The 22,143-nt window shown below is 53.3% G+C and carries 17 protein-coding genes and 1 tRNA gene; 6 read left to right on the forward strand and 12 right to left on the reverse strand.

From position 1 onward, the window contains the following. The 9 genes from ACFFJP_RS10350 to ACFFJP_RS10390 form a co-directional block, all read right to left on the reverse strand. The coding region (locus ACFFJP_RS10350) for an SIMPL domain-containing protein (RefSeq protein WP_377243103.1) at positions 1-586 on the reverse strand (586 nt) is incomplete at its 3' end. An 84-nt stretch (positions 587-670) separates the two neighbouring features. After that, entirely contained in the window at positions 671-2,509 is a 1,839-nt protein-coding gene (locus ACFFJP_RS10355; protein WP_377243105.1) for a M1 family metallopeptidase, read from the reverse strand. Between the two features lie 103 nt (positions 2,510-2,612). Beyond that, complete coding sequence (locus tag ACFFJP_RS10360) at positions 2,613-3,500, reverse strand: sensor domain-containing diguanylate cyclase (RefSeq protein WP_377243107.1); 888 nt, start codon at positions 3,498-3,500, stop codon at positions 2,613-2,615. A 130-nt stretch (positions 3,501-3,630) separates the two neighbouring features. Next, entirely contained in the window at positions 3,631-5,454 is a 1,824-nt protein-coding gene (locus ACFFJP_RS10365) for a protein kinase domain-containing protein (RefSeq protein ID WP_377243109.1), read from the reverse strand. A gap of 86 nt (positions 5,455-5,540) precedes the next feature. Continuing rightward, positions 5,541-7,115, reverse strand: coding sequence for a dihydrolipoyllysine-residue acetyltransferase (locus ACFFJP_RS10370; RefSeq protein ID WP_377243111.1), 1,575 nt, complete (start codon positions 7,113-7,115; stop codon positions 5,541-5,543). Between the two features lie 13 nt (positions 7,116-7,128). Next, on the reverse strand, positions 7,129-8,106 hold the full coding sequence (locus ACFFJP_RS10375) for an alpha-ketoacid dehydrogenase subunit beta (protein ID WP_208931502.1): 978 nt from the start codon (positions 8,104-8,106) through the stop codon (positions 7,129-7,131). Further along, on the reverse strand, positions 8,106-9,287 hold the full coding sequence (locus tag ACFFJP_RS10380; RefSeq protein ID WP_377243113.1) for a thiamine pyrophosphate-dependent dehydrogenase E1 component subunit alpha: 1,182 nt from the start codon (positions 9,285-9,287) through the stop codon (positions 8,106-8,108). The genes ACFFJP_RS10375 and ACFFJP_RS10380 overlap by 1 nt, the downstream gene beginning before the upstream one ends. A 445-nt stretch (positions 9,288-9,732) precedes the next feature. Further along, positions 9,733-10,800: a succinylglutamate desuccinylase gene (gene astE, locus ACFFJP_RS10385; protein WP_377243115.1), complete on the reverse strand. Its 1,068-nt coding sequence runs from the start codon at positions 10,798-10,800 to the stop codon at positions 9,733-9,735. Between the two features lie 123 nt (positions 10,801-10,923). Further along, positions 10,924-11,796, reverse strand: a complete 873-nt coding sequence (locus ACFFJP_RS10390; RefSeq protein ID WP_377243117.1) for an EamA family transporter — start codon at positions 11,794-11,796, stop codon at positions 10,924-10,926. A 195-nt stretch (positions 11,797-11,991) separates the two neighbouring features. On the opposite strand from ACFFJP_RS10390, the gene ACFFJP_RS10395 reads away from it, so the two are divergent. Further along, positions 11,992-12,068: transfer RNA gene (locus ACFFJP_RS10395), tRNA-Pro, on the forward strand. A 67-nt stretch (positions 12,069-12,135) separates the two neighbouring features. Here ACFFJP_RS10395 and ACFFJP_RS10400 read toward each other — a convergent pair. Next, positions 12,136-13,062 carry a LysR family transcriptional regulator gene (locus ACFFJP_RS10400; RefSeq protein ID WP_377243440.1) on the reverse strand — a complete coding sequence of 309 codons (927 nt, stop codon included), beginning with the start codon at positions 13,060-13,062 and terminating at the stop codon, positions 12,136-12,138. Between the two features lie 137 nt (positions 13,063-13,199). On the opposite strand from ACFFJP_RS10400, the gene ACFFJP_RS10405 reads away from it, so the two are divergent. Then, positions 13,200-15,776, forward strand: a complete 2,577-nt coding sequence (locus ACFFJP_RS10405; protein ID WP_377243119.1) for an MFS transporter — start codon at positions 13,200-13,202, stop codon at positions 15,774-15,776. A 416-nt stretch (positions 15,777-16,192) separates the two neighbouring features. Then, entirely contained in the window at positions 16,193-16,381 is a 189-nt protein-coding gene (locus tag ACFFJP_RS10410) for a hypothetical protein (RefSeq protein WP_377243121.1), read from the forward strand. 12 nt (positions 16,382-16,393) lie between these two features. Here ACFFJP_RS10410 and ACFFJP_RS10415 read toward each other — a convergent pair whose 3' ends face one another. Next, positions 16,394-17,329 carry a sodium-dependent bicarbonate transport family permease gene (locus ACFFJP_RS10415; protein WP_377243123.1) on the reverse strand — a complete coding sequence of 312 codons (936 nt, stop codon included), beginning with the start codon at positions 17,327-17,329 and terminating at the stop codon, positions 16,394-16,396. A 92-nt stretch (positions 17,330-17,421) separates the two neighbouring features. Here ACFFJP_RS10415 and ACFFJP_RS10420 point away from each other — a divergent pair, with 92 nt between their 5' ends. The 3 genes from ACFFJP_RS10420 (at position 17,422) to ACFFJP_RS10430 (ending at position 21,492) form a co-directional block, all read left to right on the forward strand. Beyond that, the gene (locus tag ACFFJP_RS10420; protein ID WP_377243125.1) at positions 17,422-18,381 is read left to right on the forward strand and encodes a LysR family transcriptional regulator; all 960 of its coding nucleotides are present in this window, start codon (positions 17,422-17,424) and stop codon (positions 18,379-18,381) included. Positions 18,382-18,540: 159 nt separating this feature from the next. Further along, the gene (ltaE, locus tag ACFFJP_RS10425) at positions 18,541-19,620 is read left to right on the forward strand and encodes a low-specificity L-threonine aldolase (RefSeq protein WP_377243127.1); all 1,080 of its coding nucleotides are present in this window, start codon (positions 18,541-18,543) and stop codon (positions 19,618-19,620) included. A 39-nt stretch (positions 19,621-19,659) separates the two neighbouring features. Continuing rightward, the gene (locus ACFFJP_RS10430) at positions 19,660-21,492 is read left to right on the forward strand and encodes an ABC transporter ATP-binding protein (protein WP_377243129.1); all 1,833 of its coding nucleotides are present in this window, start codon (positions 19,660-19,662) and stop codon (positions 21,490-21,492) included. Positions 21,493-21,565: 73 nt separating this feature from the next. On the opposite strand, the gene ACFFJP_RS10435 is transcribed toward ACFFJP_RS10430, so the two are convergent. Next, positions 21,566-22,141, reverse strand: a complete 576-nt coding sequence (locus tag ACFFJP_RS10435; protein ID WP_377243131.1) for a glutathione S-transferase family protein — start codon at positions 22,139-22,141, stop codon at positions 21,566-21,568. Positions 22,142-22,143 lie beyond the last annotated feature (2 nt).

Raw genomic sequence — 22,143 nt, forward strand, 5'->3', positions numbered from 1 at the left:
CTGCAGCCATCATCATCCCTTTGAATCTCGGACCCGGTGCACTGGACTGCTCGTGCAGCTGATTGACTTTGCCAAGTTTGCGTCCACTGAGCGCTGCTAATTGCAATGCTTTGGCTTTGGCAGCCTGAAATGCCTGTTGTAACGCCTCGGTATAATACTGCTCACTGTCTGCCGTTTGCAGCTCTACCGGCTGGATCTGACTGACGCCTAACTTTGCCGCGCCTTCCAGCAACAGCGGATATAAGGTCAAATCACGGATCAGCACTGTGGTGCTACGTTCAATCCGGAACTGGTCGAGTTTCTGCTCCCGTTGTTCCGGGTAAACCACCAGGGGCGCATTGTTCACATCACTGGCTTTGATTTGATGTTTGCTCAACAGAGCTGCAAATGCAGCGCTTTGGGCATCTACCGCTTGTTTGCCAGCCGCCACGTCGGCTTGTTGTGCGGAAAAAACCAGGGTCAACCGTGCTTGGGTTGGTGTCACAGCGACAGCGCCGCTGCCGTTAACCGTGACGAAATCTGCTTCAGCCGCGTATGCGGACTGACCCAGTGCCGCGCACAACACTAATATCTGACTTAATTTCATCTATACACTCCTGTTACGCCTAGGCTCTTTGCCGGACTGGGGTCAGCATAGCAGCCACTGCTGGCGCCAGACTGTGACAAAATGTCAAAGCGTTAGTTTGTCCAGTTGCTGCTGCGCTAACGGATGATAACCGGGCCGCGCTTCGCGATAGACTTGTCGCGCCCAACTGCGCCACTGCGGATTTGCTTTCAATTCGCTGTAGAGTGGAACAATGAATTTCTGCCGGCCTACCGACAGCAGGAACTGGCGCAGTGGCTGAATAATGGGCTGATAGTTCAACGGGATCACGAGTTGCGCCCATGCTGTAAATATTTCTGCATTGCTGCTTTGCGACAAAGAAAACGCCAAATCCAGTTCGCTAAGCTGCTGTTCTGTCAACTCACGTGGCAGCAGGTCAATAAAATGCAGCCACTCGTGCACAGACCATTGCGCGGTAGGCAACAAGCGCAAGCCAGCCTTGCCTGCCAGCCATTGTTGCTGTGCCACACTGACGCGCGCAAAAGCATCAGACGCAGGCAGCGCCAGTTCGTCCGGTAAGCCTGGGGCGGTCAGCCAACGACTTAAGGCCTGTTCACTAAAGCTCTGTTTGCTGTTTAGTTGCTGCTGAAAATAGCGGACAAAAGACTCAGTCTCGATCGACTGGAAAGCAAAATGGGCAAAATAGTCGCGTAAAAACTGGTCAAACTGTGCCTGACCGAAATGTTGGGCCAACGTCAGTAACAGCAACTGTCCTTTGACATAAGGAATTTGGTGAAAGGCTTCATCCGGATCGCGACCGCGGTAATCAGCCTGTAAGCGAGAATCTGCCGGCGCCTGATGCGTCAGCAGATTGCGCAAAGCACGCACATTCAGCAGCAACTCCATATCTGCCCTTGGCTGGCCGTACACCTTGTGCATGATACGGTTTTCCACGTAATTGGTGAAACCTTCATTGAGCCAGACATCATTCCAGCTGGCATTGGTGACGAGATTGCCGCTCCAGGAATGCGCCAGTTCATGCGCAACCAAACTGATCAGACTTTTATCACCAGTGATGATGGTCGGTGTGACAAATGACAAGCGCGGATTTTCCATACCACCAAATGGAAAACTCGAAGGCAACACCAACAAATCGTAACGTTTCCATGGATATTTGCCGAACAGCTGATTCGCCGCATCCATCATCTTTTGGGTGTCAGAGAATTCTGCCGTCGCCCGGTCCAGCCAGAGTTTCTCGGCGTAGACGCCGGTATCAGCCGACATGGCTTTAAAATGCAAATCACCCACTGCCAGCGCGATCAAATAAGACGGCAGCGGTTGTGGCATGTCGAATTGATAGTCGCCGTTTCTGTTGAAGTTGGCGCTGTTATCGGCGCTCATCACCGCCAATAAATCCGCCGGTGTTTTGATGCGGGCCTGGTAGGTGATGCGGTTGGCTGGCGTATCCTGTAGCGGGATCCAGCTGCGGGCATGGATAGCCTGTGACTGAGAAAATAAAAACGGTTGTTTTTTTTCGCTGGTTTGCGCTGCGGTCAACCACTGCAGGCCACTGGCCTGTGGTGTCGTCTGATAATAGACCCGCACCGCTTTGGTGTTGTTCTGTAATTGAATGGTCAGTGGCTGGCCTTTCAGCGCATCTTCAATCCCAAGTAGATAGGCTGCTTTTTGCCAATGCACGCCATCATTGGTGAATGTCACCGTGGTGATCTTCAGGTGTCGGCTGTCCAGCACCAAGCGGTTTATGCTGGGGTCCAGTCGCTCCAATTGATGTTCAGCAAAACCGGTCAGCTGTTGGCGGGTAAAATCAACCGCTAAATCTAACACCAGATGACGGGTGCGGACTTGCTGAAAATTAGCGAAGCTATGTGGATCCGGCGCCGCTGTACTGGCCAATACCGGCATAAACAAACCCAAAAAAATCAACCAACCCAACACTCTGACCATGCAACGACTCTTTTTTGCGACTCGGAATGGCGAGTTCTGCGGTTCACTTTGCTGTTTTCATGTTACCTGCTTTTCTCATCAGTTCAAATAAGCGGCTGTCGCTTTAGTACATCCGGACGCAGTTGCGGCCTTGCGCTTTGGCCTGATACAAGGCATGGTCGGCGGCGGCGGATAACTCATCCATCCGCTGCAGCTGCAATGAAAACTCGGCGATGCCGATGCAGGTGGTCAGTCGGGAGCCTTTTAATGCAGCGAACTGCCAATCAGCAATTTTGAGTCGGATCCGCTCTGCCAGCGCGAGCGCTGAATGGGCGTTGGTATCCGGCAGCAGCGCAATAAACTCTTCACCACCGATCCGGCCGAAATCATCCGGCTTTCTCAACTCAGATTGTACCCGCTCGGCAAAACCAACCAGCACCTGATCGCCGATGGCGTGGCCGTAGACGTCATTGATGTGTTTAAAATGGTCCAGATCAAATAACAAAATGCTGAAATCCTGCTGATAACGACGGGCCTTCTTTAAATGGACTTCAGCAATTTCCAGAATACGGCGACGGTTGTAACATCTGGTGAGCGGATCATGGTCTGCCAGGCTTTGCAGCTGGCGTTGTAACTCTTTTAATTTACTGATGTCAGCAGCCACCAGCCCGGTCGCAAACAACTGGCCTTGCTGGTCGCGAATGGGAAATTTCAGTGACAAAAACTCCAGCGCGATGCCGTTCACTTCAACCCGTTCTTCCACGCTGATTGCGACACTCGATTGTTGCGCCAATTGGTCAGCACGGCGAAATTGTTGTGCCGTTTCAGCACTAAACAGATCTTCATCGGTTTTGCCGATAAAATCCTGCACCGGTCGGTTGAATAACCGGCTGTACTGCTGATTCACATATACATAATGCCCGGCCAAATCTTTTGCACCAATTACAGCGCCGGAATGATCGGCGATCGCCTGCAAAATATCGATTTGCTGCTGCCAGTGTACTTTGTCCACAATACTGCCTTCCGTCCGTTTATGGCTGTTAAAACCATAGCAAAACGCCAACAATAATGCCGTTTTATTTCACCATTCGCTGATATAACGACGTGACATCAACTTGCCACTGATACGGCCACAACGGACGCTATCTGTGACTATAGGGATTGGCAGGATAGACGCAGGTCGGCAGCACCAGCTGGTGACTGAATTTACGGGTCGCCTTTTGCGGCAATTTCATAAAACCACCCACGCCATCGCCACGGATCAACGGGATTTTACTGACAATATTCGCCAATAATCGGGCGAACTGAACTTCGGCGTCGGCATCGAGTAAGTGAAAATAGCTGTGTATTTTCATATAAAATGCGGTGACTTCAAAAATAATACAACCGGTGTGACGGATCAGGTTCAGCTGCGCCAGGTCGTCCATAATGGCGTCGGGCAGCACCAACTGTTCATCCGGATCTTTACCGTCTTCAAAATATGAATGTTGTTTACTGCTGAGTTCAGCATTGCTGACGGCTTTGACTTCATAAGGGATATGTAAACCGGCCGGCACCGTAAAGGCGTGTTCTGCGTGTTCCCGCGCCAGGTGAATGGTCTGGCGCGCATCAAACAAACAAGCCTTAAAAGTACCCACTTTTGCGATAGCGCGGGCCAGCGTTACGACGTTATTGAGCGCCAGCGTAAAAGCGTCCGTCAGCGCCTGCTGATACAAATGAAAATGACAATCGACATAGACCCCCTGCGCCTGCCAGTGGATTGCGAGCCCTCCGACCACCGGATACCGGCCGAGCCGGCTGACCGCCGCCACAAAGGCTTTTTCGGTTTCACCCATGCCTTCGAGATAGTTTTTGTAATAGCGCTCCAGCTGTACATCGTCGACGTACTGAATGCCGTCTTCTTCGCTGTGTTCACGCAAAAATGACTTGCGCGACGAATACACCACAGTATCCAGTTCACGGCTTTGCGCATTGATACCAAACGGCAGCTGCGGGCTGTCATCAAATAGCGTCAGATCCGGCAACACCAGATGGGCCAGGCGGGGCATCGCTTTAAGGAAATAATCACCGGCCTGGGCACGTAAACCGGGATCGTCGGCCAGCAGACTGTCGAGCATAGTGGCAAATTCGTTGGGCAACCCGAGACTGCGCGCCGGGATCGCTTTGCGGCCAAAACGACAGCCCTGGCCCGACGCCAGCGCATATAAAGTCCCGGCCACGCCCTGCTCATCAAAACGTGGACTCGATAAAGCACCGGCGCGTTGCTCAGCGCCAATAAAATACACATCGCCGAGACGGGCATTGGAATTCTGTAAATCCGCTGACATCAGCGCCATCACGTTATTGCTCAGGTAATGACCTTGTTCATCGGTCTGGGCAAACACTGAACTGCCCCAATCCACCAGACTGATCTGGCCGCTGACTTCGTCATACACCAGATTGGACGGTTTGATATCGCCATGCACAATTGGGCAGGCTTCGCCGTCTTTTTGATGACTTCTGAGCACTTTGAGCAAGCTAGCCAGCTGCGCGGCAATATCAATGATCAGCCGGACCGGCAGCCGGCCATGGCGCAAGCTGTATTGTTCAAGGTCGATGCCACGGGCCCGGCCCATCATCAGGATGCCTTGTTTTTTCACCAGCTGGTACGTGATGTAACGCGGCACATTCGGATGCTGGATTTGTGACAACATGTAAGCTTCGTCAGCCAGCCGCTCCTGGATATGTTGCGGCAGATTGATACGGGAGAACTTAAACACACATTGCTCGCCAGCTTTATCCAGCCCGGCAAAAGCAAAGCCATACGCCCCTTTGCCAACCAGTTCGATGTCGCGATAGCCTAATTTACGCAGCTCATCCATACACAACGCGACCCAATCTTTGAGTTTCTTCGCGTCGTTGGCATTAAGCAGATAAATCGACTGCTCTTCCGGAATATAAAAGTTACGTAATTGGTGTTTGTACATCGCTGAAACAAAAAAGCCCCGAATGGGGCTTTTTTAGCAGGTTTTACGCGCCTTAGATAGCGTTAGCGCGTTCTTTAGCGCATTCGTTAGCGCATAGCCACCAGCATTGCTGAAGGCTCTTCCAGGTACTTTTTCCACAGGTTGGTAAAGCGGGCAATAGTGCCACCGTCAATCACACGGTGATCGCCTGACCAGCTGACCTGCATGATGGACCGCGCCACCACATGGCCTTTGGCATCAAAGCGCGGCAGCAACTGCACTTTGCCGAGCGCCACAATCGCCACTTCCGGTTTGTTGATAATAGGCGTCGCAACAGTGCCGCCAATAGCGCCGATATTGGAGATGGTGATAGTGCCACCTTTTAAATCAGCCGGGCTGACGCGGCCTTCGCGCGCCAGATCGGTCAGACGGGTTAAGTCCTGAGCAATTTCCACGATCGATTTACGCTGGCAATCTTTGACATTCGGTACCAGCAGACCGACTTTAGAATCGACCGCAATACCGATATTGTGCTCGTCAAAGTACGTCAGCGCGGTGCAATCGGCATTGACCTGGCTGTTTAAGATCGGAAACTCGTTTAACGCCAGCGACATCGCTTTCATGAAAAACGGCATCATGGTCAGCTTCACGCCTTGTTTCGCCAGATTGTCTTTCAGGCTTAACCGCAGCGCGATAAGGTCAGTCAAATCAATCTCTTCGCAATAAGTGAAGTGCGGGATAGTGCTGACTGATTCAGCCATCTGCCGCGCCATCGCCGCTTTAATGCCTTTGATTGGTTCGACCCGACGACCGCTGCTGCCAGTGACCGGTGCTGCAACCACAGCGGCGGATACTGGTACTACCGGTGCTGCAACAGCGCCGGAAACAGTACCGGAAACAAACGCCTGTACATCATTTTTAAACACCCGGCCTTTTGGACCTGTGCCTGGCACACGGTGAATATCGACGCTCAGTTCACGCGCCAGCCGGCGCACCGCTGGACTTGCCAGCGCTTTGTGGCCTGCAGGCAAACTGCTGGCTACTGCGACTGTCGCTGCAGGTGCTGCGGCCACTACAGCTGCGCTTGGCTGAGATGCTGCAGGCACTTGATGTGCTGATGGCGGCTGTCCTGAAGCCAGGGCTGCGTCCATCTCAATGGCAAACAGCGGCGCATGCACTTTGGCGATATGGCCTTTGGCGGTATACAGCTTCACCACTTTACCCGGATGTTTCGCTGGGATTTGCACTAAGGCTTTGTCGGTCATCACGTCACAAACCGGCTGATCTTCGGCAATGATATCGCCTTCTTTGACCAACCAGTCCACGACTTCACATTCCACAATGCCTTCACCGATATCCGGCAGAATAAAATCCTCAACCACTTTGCCGCCAACTGCGACGGCAGCAACCGGCGCTGCGGTGACTGGTGCATCACCGGCAACCACGTCGACAATCATTTCAAATAAAGGTGCGTGGACTTTCGCGATATCGCCTTTGGCATAATACAGCTTGCTGACCACGCCGTTATAAATTGCAGGGATCTGCACCAAGGCTTTATCAGTCATCACGTCGCAGATCGGCTGATCTTCGACAATCCGATCGCCTTCTTTCACCAGCCAGTCGACCAGTTCACATTCCACGATGCCTTCACCAATGTCCGGCAGGATAAAATCTTTTTTCATCGATAACTCCGGCTCAGAAATTGACTGACGCTTTAATGGCTTCAAAGGTTTTTAAATGGTCAGCGACGTATTCTTTTTCCAGCGCCAGCGGATATGGCGTATCCAGACCACAGACGCGCAGGATTGGACTTTCCAGATGCAGGAAACAACGTTGCTGGATGGTCGCAGCGATTTCACCGGCAAAACCACCAGTCAACGGCGCTTCGTGGTTAATCACCAGACGGCCGGTCTTTTTCACTGATTCAGCCACTGTATCGACGTCCCACGGCAGGATGCTGCGAAGGTCGATCAGTTCACAGGAAATACCAATGGCTTCAGCCATTTCGACTGCCTTTTCCACGATCTCCATCTGCGCGCCCCAGGCCAGCACTGTGACCTGAGAACCGGTTTTCATCACTTCGGCCTGGCCGATTGGCAGCTCGTAGTATTCTTCCGGCACTTCGCCGACAGAGGCGCGGTACAGTTTTTTCGGTTCAAAGAAAATTACCGGATCCGGGCAGTTGATTGAGGCCAACAACAAACCTTTGGCTTGATGCGGATTACGCGGAACGACAATTTTCAGACCCGGCGTATGGGCAAAATAAGCTTCCGGTGACTGACTGTGGTAGTGACCACCAGCGATACCGCCGCCGTATGGCGTGCGGAACACCAAACCACCGACGTTAAATTCATTGCCGGAGCGGTAACGGAACTTGGCCGTTTCGTTGACGATCTGGTCAAAGGCCGGAAAGATGTAGTCGGCAAACTGAATTTCTGCGACCGGCGTCATGCCTTGCGCCGCCATACCATTAGCAAAACCGGCGATACCTTGCTCTGTAAGAGGCGTGTTAAAACAACGCGCTTTGCCGTATTTTTCCTGCAGCTTGGATGTCGCACGGAACACACCGCCAAAATGGCCGACGTCTTCACCAAAACACACCACGCCATCGTCTTTGGCCATCGCTAAATCCAGCGCGTTGTTGATGGCCTGTAACATATTCATTTTCGCCATTACATTCTCCCTGACGTGATTGGATACGCATCCGGGTATTTGCGGATGTGCTCTTTAAGTTCCGCCAACTGGCGTTCCAGTTCAGGGATAGGCTCGGCGTAAACGTCGCTGATCAGATGTTCAATACCAGGTTTTGCGACTTTTTCTGCCACTTTTAATGCTTCCAGAATGTCTTGACGCAGCTGCTCGATGGCGGCTTTGTCGGCATCATCATCCAACCAGCCTTTTTGCAGCAGGAATAAACGAAACCGGGCGACCGGGTCGTTTTTACGCCACAGCTCTTCTTCTTCTTTTGAGCGATAACCACTTGGGTCATCCGACGAAGAATGCGCGCCGAGGCGGTAAGCAATCGATTCGAGCAGCACTGGCTCGTTGTTCGCAAGCGCATATTCACGCGCCATTTTAGTCGCCTGATACACCGCCAGAATGTCGGCGCCGTCGACACGGATGGTTTTCATGCCATAGCCAACACCACGACAGGCGATGCCGTCGCCTTTAAACTGTTCGTTGGCTGGTGTTGAGATGGCGTAGCCGTTGTTGCGGCAGAAAAACAGCACTGGTGCTTTATGCACCGCGGCCATATTCAGACCGGCGTGGAAGTCGCCTTCAGACGCGGCGCCTTCACCGAAATAACAAATGGTCACATTGGCCAGACCGCGTAATTTCTGCGCGTAGGCATAGCCGGCCGCTTGCGGGATTTGCGTGCCAAGCGGGCTGGAAATAGTCATGTAATGAATGGCATTGCTGCCGTAATGCACCGGCATCTGGCGGCCTTTGCCGAGATCTTTTTCGTTGGAAAACAGCTGGTTCATAAACTGTTCCAGCGTGAAACCACGGTAACGTAACGCGCCTTGTTCACGGTATTGCGCCATGATCATGTCGGCATCATCCAGCGCAGCTGCACTACCGACAGTGGCGGCTTCTTCGCCGAGGCATTGCATATAAAAACTGATCCGGCCCTGACGCTGCGCGCCCAACATCCGTTCGTCCAGCACGCGGATAAAGGTCATGGTCTGGTACATTTTCAGCGCAGTGGCTTTATCGAGTTCCGGTGCAGTCGCACCTTCGTAGAGAGTGCCGTCGTCCTGTAAAATGCGCAGTGTCGGGATCTGCAAAGCGTGGCCACTGGTGAATTCGGCGTGGTGCACGGTCGAAATCGTGGCGTTATTCGGGTTGGTCATAGATCTCTCTTTGTCATGCGGGTAACGCGGACCTTGGTGTTTGCCGGCTTTACCTTAATGTTGAATCCATCTGACTGACAGTCTGTCGCTGTTTAGGTCAGCTTCTCCCCTGGATTTTTGCAGACGGTTTATCGCGTCGGATTATTTTACTTTACGTAGACGTCAAGCAAATCGCTGCAGCTTCGCTGTTATTATTTTGTTCCAGCGGCGCAAACTTTACCTTTACGTAAACTGCATTGCAACCGCACCAACCTGTAAAACGTAGCACAGCCGAACTTTTTACGGTGAATTTTTCCATAGGCTCGGATAAGGAAAACTAATGCGATGCTAAATCCACCATTTGCCCGGTAAAAGTCATCTGCTGAGGGCCGGAATTGAAGTTAGTGGTATGACCAGACAAACAAAAACGGGCGTATTGCCCGTTTCTGTTTTATCAGGACCTGTTTCAGTCGCTGACCTGCCCGGCGACTGAAACAGGCTTGACCAACAACATCGCGCGTTGCCCCAGCGCGACGTCTGCGTTGGGGAAAATAATGGCTTCGCCCGGTTCGTCGACCCGATATTCAATGTCACCGTCACGTGCCAACACAGTGCCAAGCGGGAACTGAGTGAAATTCTCAATATTGCGGGCAAAGCACAATTCGAATTGTTCACTTTGCTTATTCACCGCACGACTGACGACAAAGAAGTTAAACCGGCTCTCGTCAAAATCGGCCAACGCCGGCAGCGCATCGACAATCAAGGCGCGCAGCATCAGATCACAGTCGGCGAAGCGGCTCATATCGTTTTCACCAAAAGGTCTGACTTTGCCAAGCTCAAGCGTAAAGGCATGTGCGCCACAACTTTGTGCGCCAAAATAACTGAAAGTAGAGGCAGGTGTTTGCATTAGCAGGAACGTTTCCACGCCGCAGGCATGTAAAAACTGTAACTGACTTTTGCTCCAGGGCTTGCCGTGTAAAAACGGATAAACCGCAAACTTTTCAAACTGTGAGCCACGAATAGCGGTATGCAGGTCGTATAACAAACGCTGCCGGTTGGCACCGCCCTCATTAAAAAAACGCAGCACATATTGTTCGAGTGCCGCCGCCCGCTGGCGCTCCCAACTTGGTTCTCCTTCACCTTTACTATGATGGCCGGAGAATAACCGGTTCAGGTTATCGACCAGTTCACGTTTTGCACTGTTCATTGCCGGTGGATTGCCAAACAGAAACAACAGCCGGTGACGGCTTTGGATTTTTTCCAGCAACAGGTCCTGACAAATTGCTGCGCAAAGCTCAATCGGCGCAGTTTCATTGCCGTGAACACCTGAAGACAACACCAGGTCGATGCCTGCCGGGTTCGCTGGAGTCAGGCATAACACGCCAGTATCCCAGACCTCCACCACAGTGCCGTTATTGAGCGTGTAAGCAAAAGGCGTGAGCTCTTTAGGGTAAGTCAAAGTCAGGCCAAGGAAGTCGCCACTTTGCTGCAGCGCTTCCGGTTCTACGATACGGTTCAGAATATTGGTTTTCATGCTTCAAATCTGCGTTATAGGGTTAGCAGGGCCAGCTTCTTCGAGCCGGGCTCTCTGTATGGGTCAGCAGCATTGTAATCATCTGTCGCCTGATTGCGCCAGCGCCGGGAATTGCACCGAGTGTCAGGCCCACATCACCAGTACAGCCGCCAGAACAACAAGCGCAAGGCCCAGCAAGTCGGTGCGTTTGAGCTTTTCTTTGAACCAGAACACCGAAATCAACAAAGTGAACAGGACTTCAACCTGCCCCAGTGTTTTCACTAATGGCACACTCTCCAGGCTCATTGCGGTGAACCAGCCTAAAGAACCGATGCAACTGAAAAAACTGGTCAGCAAGGTCAGTCGGGGCCGTTGCCATAGCGCAACCAGCACGGCGCGGTCGCGTATTAACAGATAACCCAACAACAGCAGCGTCTGGCAGCTAATGACAAACAACAACACCCAGGCCGCACCATAAGGAAACGGCAAGCCGAGCGCCAGACTGGCTTCGCGGATCCACAACGACGTCAGTGCAAAAGCGGCACCACTGGCGGCGCCGATGGCAACGGTCTTGAGCGGCAACTCGTTCAGGTTTCGCACACCGCTTAATAAAAACACCGCGATAGCGCCCACTCCAACCCCAATCCAGCCGAGCGGCGACAACACACTGGCAAAAAATAGCACGCCAAGTACCGCAGCAAAGATCGCTTCTGACTTCGCCAGTCCGACACCAATGGCATAGTTTTTTTGCTTAAACAGCACCACCATCAGTGCAGTGGCCAGAATTTGCATCACGGACGCCGCCAGTACATACCCGGCAAAACTGCCGCTAAATACTGGCAATGCCGCAGCCTGATACTGATATAACCCCAGCAAATACAGGGCCGCCAGCGGACTGGCATATATAAACCGTGCCAGCGTGACACCCAGCACCGACACTTCTTTACTGAGCTCTTTCTGACAGGCATTACGCACGGCCTGCATCGACGCAGCCAGTAAGGTAAACAAGATCCACATAAAAATCGGCCTCCCCGGCCCTTGCGCAAAAACACCCGCAGATTTTGGACATCCGGACGGATGTTTAATGGCATTACCTTAACCGAAAATCTGTGGCGGCGCTTTGCTATTTGGCTGATTAACCGGCTAAAAATGCTGCAGTCAGTCGGTGCAGCATTGCAATCAGACAGAAAGCCAGTAAGATAAGGCGCTCGTCGGTACGTAGCGCAGCTTGGTAGCGCACTGTCATGGGGTGTCAGGGGTCGTGGGTTCGAATCCCGCCGTACCGACCATTCAAATTTCAAAAAAACGCCGGATTTATCCGGCGTTTTTTTATGTCCATTGCATATCAGCATTTAACTAAATCTCTGCTTGTGTTAGCGCCACAAACTGCTGGATCAGCAGCTGTTTTTGCGGCTCTCGCTCTGCAGCCGGATGTGCCAGCATTAAACGTGTTACCGCCATCTCGTCGGCGAGTTGCCGGTAACAAACTCCTGCCAGCTGAATGCGGTCGAAACATGCTGGCAGCACGCTGATGCCGACACCGGCAGCGACCAGCCCGATGATGGTCGACGCTTCGGCGGCCTGCTGCACTGTATCAGGCGTAAATCCGGCTTGCAGGCACAGCGCGTGCAGTTGCCGGTAAATACTGGTGCCCGCTTGCGGCGGGTACATGATAAAACCCTGCGTTGCCAAATCCGCCAGCCAGATCTGCGGTTTTGTTGCCAGCCGATGCTGCTCCGGCAACACCACCACCAGTGGATCTGTGCGCAGCGGCAAATAGTGCAGCGCATGCGCCGCTGAATTCTCCTGCTCCGCTTGTTCAGCGCCAAATTGTGGCCGGACAAACGCCAAATCCAGTGTCTGTTGTTGCAACGCCGCCAGCTGGTGTTGCGTCGACATCTCCAGCAACGTCAGCGTGACGGCCGGAAATTGCCGGCGATAGACATTGATCAGCGCGGAAAATAACGGCGTCAGCGGTGTCGATGAGGTAAAGCAAATCCGCAGTTCACCGGCCTGCCCCGCTGCGGCGGCTTTGGCGCTCTGCGCTGCGGCGCCGGACAGCGCCAGAATTTTTCGGGCATCGGCGAGTAATAACTTCCCCGCTTCGGTCAGCTGCACCGACCTTTTCGTGCGGGCAAATAACATTGCGCCGATCTCAGTTTCCAGCTGGGCAATGGCATAACTGAGCGGCGGCTGGCCGATGCAAAGCCGCTGCGCCGCACGGGTGAAATGCAGCTCTTCTGCGACTGCAATAAAATAACGTAATTGTCGTAGTTCGATGATTGGTTACTCCGGCGATGATCCTGCTGTTGCCGTCACAATAATCTATTTTCGGTATTAATATCGTCCTTATTATGTATTGGACGCTATTAATTGCAATCTTTACCCTGACACTTCCTGTTTTTCACCGGCCACCCCTGATGTCTTATTCAGCACCTGTCAGCACCGCTGCCAACCAGTTATCTACCTCTGCAGCAGATCAGCTGCAGCGGATCCAATCTTTAAGATGGGCCATGTTTCTGGCTGGCAGCAGCGTATTTGCCCTGCTCTACGCCGTGCAACCGATGATGCCGCTGCTGTCGGCTGAATTCGGTTTGACCGCGGCGGATGCCAGCTGGGTGTTGTCCATTTCCACGCTGACCTTGGCGTTATCCTTATTGCTCAGCAGCCTGCTCAGTGAATTTATTGACCGGCGCCGTTTGATGATTGTGGCGGTCGCGAGCACTGCAGTGCTGAGCCTGCTATGTGCGCTGGCGCAAAACTACACGCAATTGCTATGGCTGCGCGCGCTGCTGGGGCTGGCATTGGGTGGTATGCCGGCGCTCGCGATCACCTATCTCAGCAGTGAAGTGCCTGCTGCACGGCTGAGTCAGACCATTGGCTTTTATATTGCGGGGACCGCGTTAGGCGGCATGCTGGGACGGGCATTCGGTGCGCTGCTGAGCGACCAACTCAACTGGCGGCTGGCGCTGCTGTGTTTAGGTTTGGCTGGACTTGCTGCCGCCTGGCAATTTCAGCGCATTTTGCCAAAAACGCAGCCAAACGCATCGCCGCACGTATTACCGCACGCAATGCAAAGCAATTCGCGGCGCAGCCAACAGCTTATGCAGGTCACGCCTGATCTTCAGAACCTGCGCCAGATGATCAGTTCGGTGTTTGTTCAGATCCGCCAGCCCAAATTGTTGGCGCTGTTTGCCATCGCGTTTTTACTAACCGGCAGTTATACCGGTCTGTACAACTACATCACTTTTTATCTGCTGGCACCGCCGTATTTGTTCAGCCAAAGCACAGTCGCCGCCATCACAGTGTTTTATGTTTTTGGCATCGGCAGCTCGCTGTGGGGCGCGATGTTAACCAAGCACCTGCCGCTGCGCACGCTAGTCCCCATGGCGCTGACACTGATGTTGCTGGGCTTGTGCGCAACACTGCACCCGGATGTCGGAATAATCCTCGCTGGTATCGCGTTGTTTACTTTTGGCTTTTTTGCCACTCACACCCTATGCAGCAACTGGCTGGCCACACTGGTTCAGGCGCCCAAAGCGCTGGTCACTGCGGTGTACCTGTCTTGCTATTATTTGGGCGCAAGCTCGCTGGGCGCTTTTTCCGGCATCGGCTGGGACTCTGGTGGCTGGCCAGCGGTTGTGCTGCTGCTTGCCTTATTACTGTGCCTAGCCTTAGCGTTAAGTCTTTGGCTGGCCTGGCAATCATTATCGAAATCGCCGCAACCTTCGCAGCAAACGCTGTCAGGTCCACCACAACAGGAGTCAGATACTGCAGGTCAATCTGTACACAGCGCTACCGACGAGGTCTATTGGCAGCAACATAGTCTGTTATACCCGCGCGATCCGGCGTTTATTCAACTGGAAAATGGTTATGTTGGTACACAGCCGTTATCTGTTTTACAGGCCTGGCAGCAACATCAGCAGCAAGTGAACAGTCAGGGGGCGTTATATCTGCGTCAGCAATGGCCACAGGAAGAAGCGGCCATCTATCAGCAACTGGCTGATTTTTGTGGTGTGCAACCAGATGAATTACTACTGACCCGTAACCTTGGTGAGGGCATGCACATTCTGTTGCACGGTTATCCGCTGCAACCCGGCGATGAAGTGATTTGTGCAACACAGGATTACGATACGGTGCTTGCCAGTCTGCGTTGGCTGGTGGCAGAGAAACAAGTGACGGTTCGCCCCCTGCAACTGCAGGCGAATAGCTCTGAACAGGCACTGGTACAGTGTTATGCCGAGACCATCACGCCACGCACTAAACTGATTGTGCTCAGTCATTTATGTCATCGCCATGGTCAGATCCTGCCGGTCGCACAAATCAGCCGAATGGCGCGTAAGCACGGCGTTGACGTGATGGTCGATGCCGCCCACTCGTTTGCCCAACTCGATTTTCTGCTGCCGGACCTAGAGGCGGATTTTATCGCCACCAATCTGCATAAATGGTTTGGCGCGCCGCTCGGCACCGGGCTGGTCTTTATCCGTAAAACCCGATTGGCAGAGATCCGCCCCTTGTATGGCCTGCCAGATAGCGCTACTAGGCCATCTATGGTTCCAATATCGGGGCCAATTCCAGTTTCCATCCAACGCCTGGCTGCACCAGGCACTATGCCAGTACCTGCGCTGCTCAATATCCGCGATGCGCTGGCGTTTCAACGCGCGATAGGCTCGGAGCGAAAAGAACAGCGTCTGCGTTATCTGACCCAATATTGGTTAACCAGAGCGCAGCTGATCCCTCATCTGCAGATCATCACGCCTTTAGACCCAGCACAGTCCTGTGCTATTGCAGCATTTACTCTGGCAGGACATAGCGCCGACGATGTGGTCGCAGCTTTGTGGCAGCAAGCGCGGATTTTTGCCGTCAGCCGCCAGTTCAATCAGCTGGCTATTGTGCGGATCACTGTCCAGCTGTTTACCCAACCAGCCGAACTGGATCAATTAATCGCCACATTGCAGCAGATCGCGACAACACCAGTCACCGAACAGCATCTGTGACGTCAAGAGGTCCGGCAGCAGTAAGGCGATAGCTAGCGAGTTGAGGCTGGTGCCTGAAGTTCAGTAAACACTAAATTATTAAATCGGATGACACCGCTGTCTTGTAATTAAATACGGACAGCAGCAGGCTAGCGGCGGTTTCAGTATCTTGATCTGACGGAATTTTTCCGGACGGTGTGGGTACGGCAGCGCACAAAACCATGGCTCAGATGATTCATATTGCAGCTTGGCGATAGCGGATTTTTTCGTTACGAACCTTTACACTTTGCTCGTTGCGGCCGGAACGGATACCGGACTCAGACGAGGATCAGGCTGTGACTGATGTCATTTCCACTGATTACGCCCTGATCATCTGACTGCAACACAGGTCCGGCAGAATGCCGGACTGTCCTGAGACGCTACGCAGAGGTGATGTAATGAAGACTGAACAACTGAGCAGAACCCGTCCACCAGAACTGTTTCCCACTGCAGGCTACGGCAGTGTGGCGCCCCCCTGGATCAAAGCAGATTTACAACAGACTCCATCAGCCAAAACCAAGGTACATCAACCGGAGAATGACACCTGGCATTGGCTGAGACGCCAGCTAGGCTGGCATCAGTCCTGAGATCCGCTGCGGTCAGGGGTAAAACCAACTGACCCAGTGTTGGTATACAGGTAAACCAATCAAGACGTTGACCGGAAAGGTGATCCCCAGTGCAGCCAGCATGGCCAGACCAATGTTGGCTGACGGGATCGCAGCCCGGATAGCGGCAGGTGCTGCGATATACGAAGCACTGGCGGTAAGACCGGCCAGGATCACGGCACTACCTTGCGGTAAATCCAGCAATAATGCGGTGCCAATGCCGCTCCAGGCTAATAAAAACGGCATCAGTGCGGCGAACATCAACAAACGCCACTGCGCCAGCGGTAACGGCACACAGGCTTTCGCCGTACACAAGCCCATTTCCAGCAGAAACAGCGCCAACATCGTTTTAAAGCCACCGAGTAAGGCCGGCGCAATCGGCTCCAGGCCTACAGGCCCGTAGCAATACCCAATCAACACGCCACCACCAAGCAGCAATACACCGCGGCTGGTCAAAGATTCGCGCCAGATCCCGCCGGCGCTGCCTTCACCGGTGAGCCGGCGATGTAACCACAGCATAATGATGATGGCCGGCAGTTCCAGCAACACCAGAAATAATGTCGTTTGCGCCGCGACTGGTAATCCGGATCTCTCCACCATCGCCAGCACCAACGCAAAAGTACCGGCACTGACTGAGCCATAGTGCGCCGCAATACTCACTGCATCATCCGTGCGCAGTTTCACCAGATGACGCAGGATCGGATAACACAGCAGCGGTAAAATAAATCCCAATAGCGCAACCGGCAACAGGCCCAATAACAACTGCCCGGTGACCTGGCCGTGTAAAGCCAGCCCGCCTTTTAAGCCAAGCACCAGCATTAACAGGATCGATAAAGTTTCATAAATGGAATGCGGTACCTTCAGGTCCGATTTCAGCAAACCGGCGACCAGGCCGAAGGCAAAAAAAGCAATTACTATATCGGGCATCATTAAATCCTCCAGATCAGGGCGGCGGCTATTGTGCCTGTACGGCGGATTAAGGAATAATAAATATATTCACATGCCAATATTGATAATCATCTATGAATGTTCGCCATTTGAGTTTTCGTTTGTTGCAGGTTTATCAGGCAGTGGTGCAAACCGGCAGCATTTCGCAGGCCGCGCGCCAGTTGCACCTGACCCAACCAACCGTCTCCATCCAGCTGAAGAAACTGACCGATTGGGCTGGTGAACCTTTGCTGGAGAGTCAACATGGCACCTTGGTTCCGAGTCGGGTTGGTGCCGAGCTGTATCGCGCCAGTCAGGATGTACTGGGCCGCTTTGCCGATTTTTCCCAGTTTGTGCAGAGCGCCCGCGCCGGCAATAGCGGCAGTCTGAGTCTGGGTATCGTCACCACCGCCAAATATATCCTGCCTCCACTGTTAGCAGAGTTTTCCCGCCAGTTTCCGCACATTGAACTGATTTTGAACATAGGTAACCGTGCCCAGATCCTGAGCCGCTTTGAACAACAACAAGATGATTTGTTTTTGTTCAGCCATCCGCCAGCGGGCAATCAGGTACTAGCCCGGCGCCTGTTGAAAAACCCGCTGCAACTGATTGCGCCACCCGGCCATTGGGCGGTAGATAAGTCCGGGCTTGGTATGGCCGATCTGAAAGACGAACGTTTCCTGATCCGCGAACCTGGTTCTGCCACCCGGATGATGCTGGAAAGCTGGCTGAGCAGTCAGGGTCTGGTGCTGCAAAAAACCATGCAAATTGAGAGTAACGAAGCGATCCGCTTAAGTGTCGCCTCAGGCCTGGGTCTGGCCGTCTTGTCAGCGCATACCCTAAAAGCAGGCACCGAACCGGTTGAACAATTACAGCTGAAGGGGTTGCCGCTGGAAAGTCACTGGTATCTGGTGGCGCGGCGTGATCGGCGATTATCTGCCACCGCCGCCCAGCTGATCCGTTTTTTGCCGGCACAGCTGGCACAGCATCTGGACCCTGCCTGGCTGGTCAGCGATTTAGCGCGCCTGCCGGACGATTTTTTGCCTGACAACTGACACCTTGCAAATCACCTCTGACGACAAGCAAAGTGACAGCTGCATCGCAATAAATCCACTGAACTTTGTCGCAGCACGGCCCCTGCTTATCACAATAGGCTGCAGCATCGGAGTGAACATCGTATGCTGATTGATAATGACCACCTGAGGATGTACCTGATGCCTGATTTTCGTTCTGATACCGTCACCCAGCCTACCGCAGCGATGCGCGCCGCTATGGCCAATGCCCCGCTGGGCGATGACGTATTTGGCGATGACCCTTCGGTCAACGCGCTACAGAGTTATGCGGCTGAATTACTTGGTTTTGACGCAGCGCTGTTTGCACCTAGTGGCACCATGACCAATTTGATCGCGCTGATGAGCCATTGTCAGCGTGGTGACGAAGCCATCGTCGGGCAAAACTGGCACACCTATAAATGGGAAGCCGGTGGCATGGCGGTGCTGGGGTCGATCCAGCCACAACCACTGGCCAACCAACCAGACGGTAGTTTGCTCGCTGCCGACGTTCAGGCCGCAATCAAACCGGACGATCCGCATTTTGCGCGCACCCGTTTGCTGGTGATTGAAAATACCACCGGTGGTCAGGTGCTCGGCCTCGACTACATGGCACAGATGGCGGCTCTCGCCAAATCGAACCAACTGGCCTGCCATATTGATGGCGCGCGGATCTTTAACGCTGCAGTCGCTATTGCCAGCCAGACCCAGGCCGATCCCTACCAGGTTGCCCGTCAGCTGGTCAGTGGTTATGACTCGATTTCGGTGTGTTTGTCCAAAGGGCTTGGCGCGCCGGTCGGCTCGTTGTTATTGGGTAGCCATGACTTCATCGCCCGCGCCCGCCGCGTGCGCAAGATGCTCGGTGGCGGCATGCGGCAGGCCGGTGGGCTGGCAGCGGCCGGTTTGTATGCGTTACAACATCATGTCCACCGCCTGCAAGACGACCATCAGCACGCGCAGCAGCTGGCGACAGGCCTGCAGCAAATCGTTGTTGATACCGGACTGGAAACACAGTTTTCACTGCAAATGCCGCAAAGCAATATCATTTTCTGCGATCTGGACGCTGCGCTTGCCGGCCATTTTGTGGCAGAATTAGGCAAACATCAGGTCCGCCTGACCAGCAGCACTTATCAGCAGTCTGGCCAGTCGAAATCCCGCATCCGTTTAGTCACTCATTTGGATATCAGTCCGGCGCAAGTGCAGGCCATGCTGGCGTGTAGCCGCGATATTCTCTGCAATTATTAACGCCCGCCGTGCAGATGGCGGGCCTTGTTGAGGTCTGCCATGCTGCAATTTTTTGAAAAGTTGACCAATCCCTTTCCGGCGGCGGAACCCACGCAGCCGCCCAAAGGTATCTATGCATTTTGCCGGCATTACAGCAAAGGCATGGAAATTCCACTCGTCGTGATGGCGTTGTTAACGGCCCTGCTGGCGATGCTCGAAGTGTCGTTGTTTGGTTTTATGGGGCAGCTAGTCGACTGGCTGGTACAAAAAGATCCGGCTACGTTGTGGCAAACCGAACAAGACACGTTAATCCGCATGGGTCTGCTCACCGCTGTCGGTATGCCGCTGCTGGTACTGCTCCACTCTGCGGTGTTGCACCAGACGTTACTCGGCAATTATCCGATGGCGATCCGCTGGCAGGCGCATCGTTATTTACTGAAACAAAGCGTCAGCTTTTATCAAAATGATTTCGCCGGCCGTATCGCAACGAAGGTGATGCAGACCTCGCTGGCTGTGCGCGAAACCGCGACTAAGTTACTCGACGTGATGGTCTATGTGCTGGTGTACTTCAGCACCATGTTGTATCTGGTGTTTGACGCCGACTGGCGGCTGGTACTGCCATTGCTGGTCTGGCTGAGCCTGTATATCTGTCTGCAGGTGTATTTTGTGCCACGGCTCAAAGATGTTGCCAGCCGACAGGCGGACGCCCGCTCGGATATGACGGGCCGGATCGTCGACAGTTATACCAACATCAACACCATTAAACTGTTTTCCCACACCAGCCGTGAAGCCGAATATGCCCGCGACAGCATGTCGCGTTTTTTAGATCCGGTGTACGAGCAAATGCGCCTGGTGACCTGGCTGAATTTCAGTGTGCAGGCGCTGAATTATTTATTGGTTTTTTCAGTCGCGACGATGTCGATCTGGTTATGGACGCTGCAGGCTGTCAGTGTTGGTGCTATCGCTATCGCTGTTAGTTTGTCGCTGCGCTTAAACGGCATGTCGCAGTGGATCATGTGGGAAGTCAGCAGTCTGTTTGAAAACATCGGCACTGTGGCCGATGGCATCACCACGCTGGCGCAACCGCAACAAGTGTTGGACAGCCCGAATGCACAACCTTTACAAGTTAGTGGCGGCGCTATTGCGTTTGATAAAGTCTGCTTCCAATACGCTAGTCAGGGCAGAAACGTGCTGCAGCAGCTGGATTTAAATATCAAACCGGGTGAAAAAGTCGGTCTGGTCGGTCGCAGTGGCGCTGGCAAATCAACTTTGGTCAATCTGTTATTGCGTTTCTACGATTTGGAAACCGGCCAGATCCGTATTGATGGCCAGGATATCCGCCAGGTCAGTCAGGACTCGTTACGCGCGCAAATTGCTATGGTGACGCAGGACACATCCTTGCTGCACCGCACGGTGCGGGAAAATATTCTGTACGGCCGGCCCGATGCGTCTGAAGCGCAATTACTGGCTGCAGTGAAAGCCGCCGAAGCCGACCAGTTTATCGCGGAGCTTAGTGATCCACGTGGTAATCAAGGCCTGGATGCGCAGGTTGGTGAGCGCGGCGTGAAATTATCCGGTGGTCAGCGCCAGCGGATCGCCATCGCGCGAGTACTGCTGAAAAACGCGCCGATCCTGATTTTGGATGAAGCCACCTCGGCGCTTGATTCCGAAGTGGAAGCAGCCATTCAGCACAGCCTGAATCAGTTAATGGCCGGCAAAACCGTGATTGCGATAGCGCACCGGCTGTCGACGATTGCGGCGATGGACCGGCTGATTGTGCTTGATCAGGGCGCGATTGTTGAACAAGGCAGCCATCAGCAGTTGATTGCCCAAGGCGGCATTTATGCCCAGTTATGGGCGCATCAAACCGGTGGTTTTATCGGCCTGGACTAAATCACTGCGGCATTGGCACGAAACCAAATAACAAGGGCTGCAATTGCAGCCCTTATTTTATGATCAACGCAGGTTAACCCAGGCGTGGATCTGTCTCGGCAACACCAACTTCCTGTTGGTGGGCAATTTTAAATTGCAGCAAAGCGCCAAACGGCTGCATATCAACCAACTCGCGAAAGCAAATCCAGTCGACCAGGCAATACAAACTCATCGCCAGATAGTCCCACTGCGCAAACTCACCGGCAGCGACTTTGCTGTTCAAAATTTTCAGCGTGGCCTGTACCCGCTCATGCTGCAGGTTAAAAAACAATTTGTTGTCCCGGACATCAAAACCAGAACGTTTACACAGCAACAGTTCGACTAAAGAATCATTGGCTGCATTGATAATGGTCAGCAGATTTTCCTGTGACCAGCTCAGCGGCGTCAGTAAAAACTTTTGGCTGAGAAACCGGTAGATCACACCCGAATCAAACACGACCTGCTCGCCGTCGGCCAACATTGGCACTTTGCGCGTTGGATTTAATGCAATTAAGCGTTCACGATCTGCCGATTCAAAAATATTCAGGCTAATGAATTCATGCGGCCGCTCGGCCAACAATAAGCGCAAACGACGGACAAAAGGTGACGATGTCGAACCATAAAGCTGCATAG

The sequence above is a fragment of the Rheinheimera tilapiae genome, from assembly GCF_042432165.1.
In the GTDB taxonomy this organism is placed as follows: domain Bacteria; phylum Pseudomonadota; class Gammaproteobacteria; order Enterobacterales; family Alteromonadaceae; genus Pararheinheimera; species Pararheinheimera tilapiae.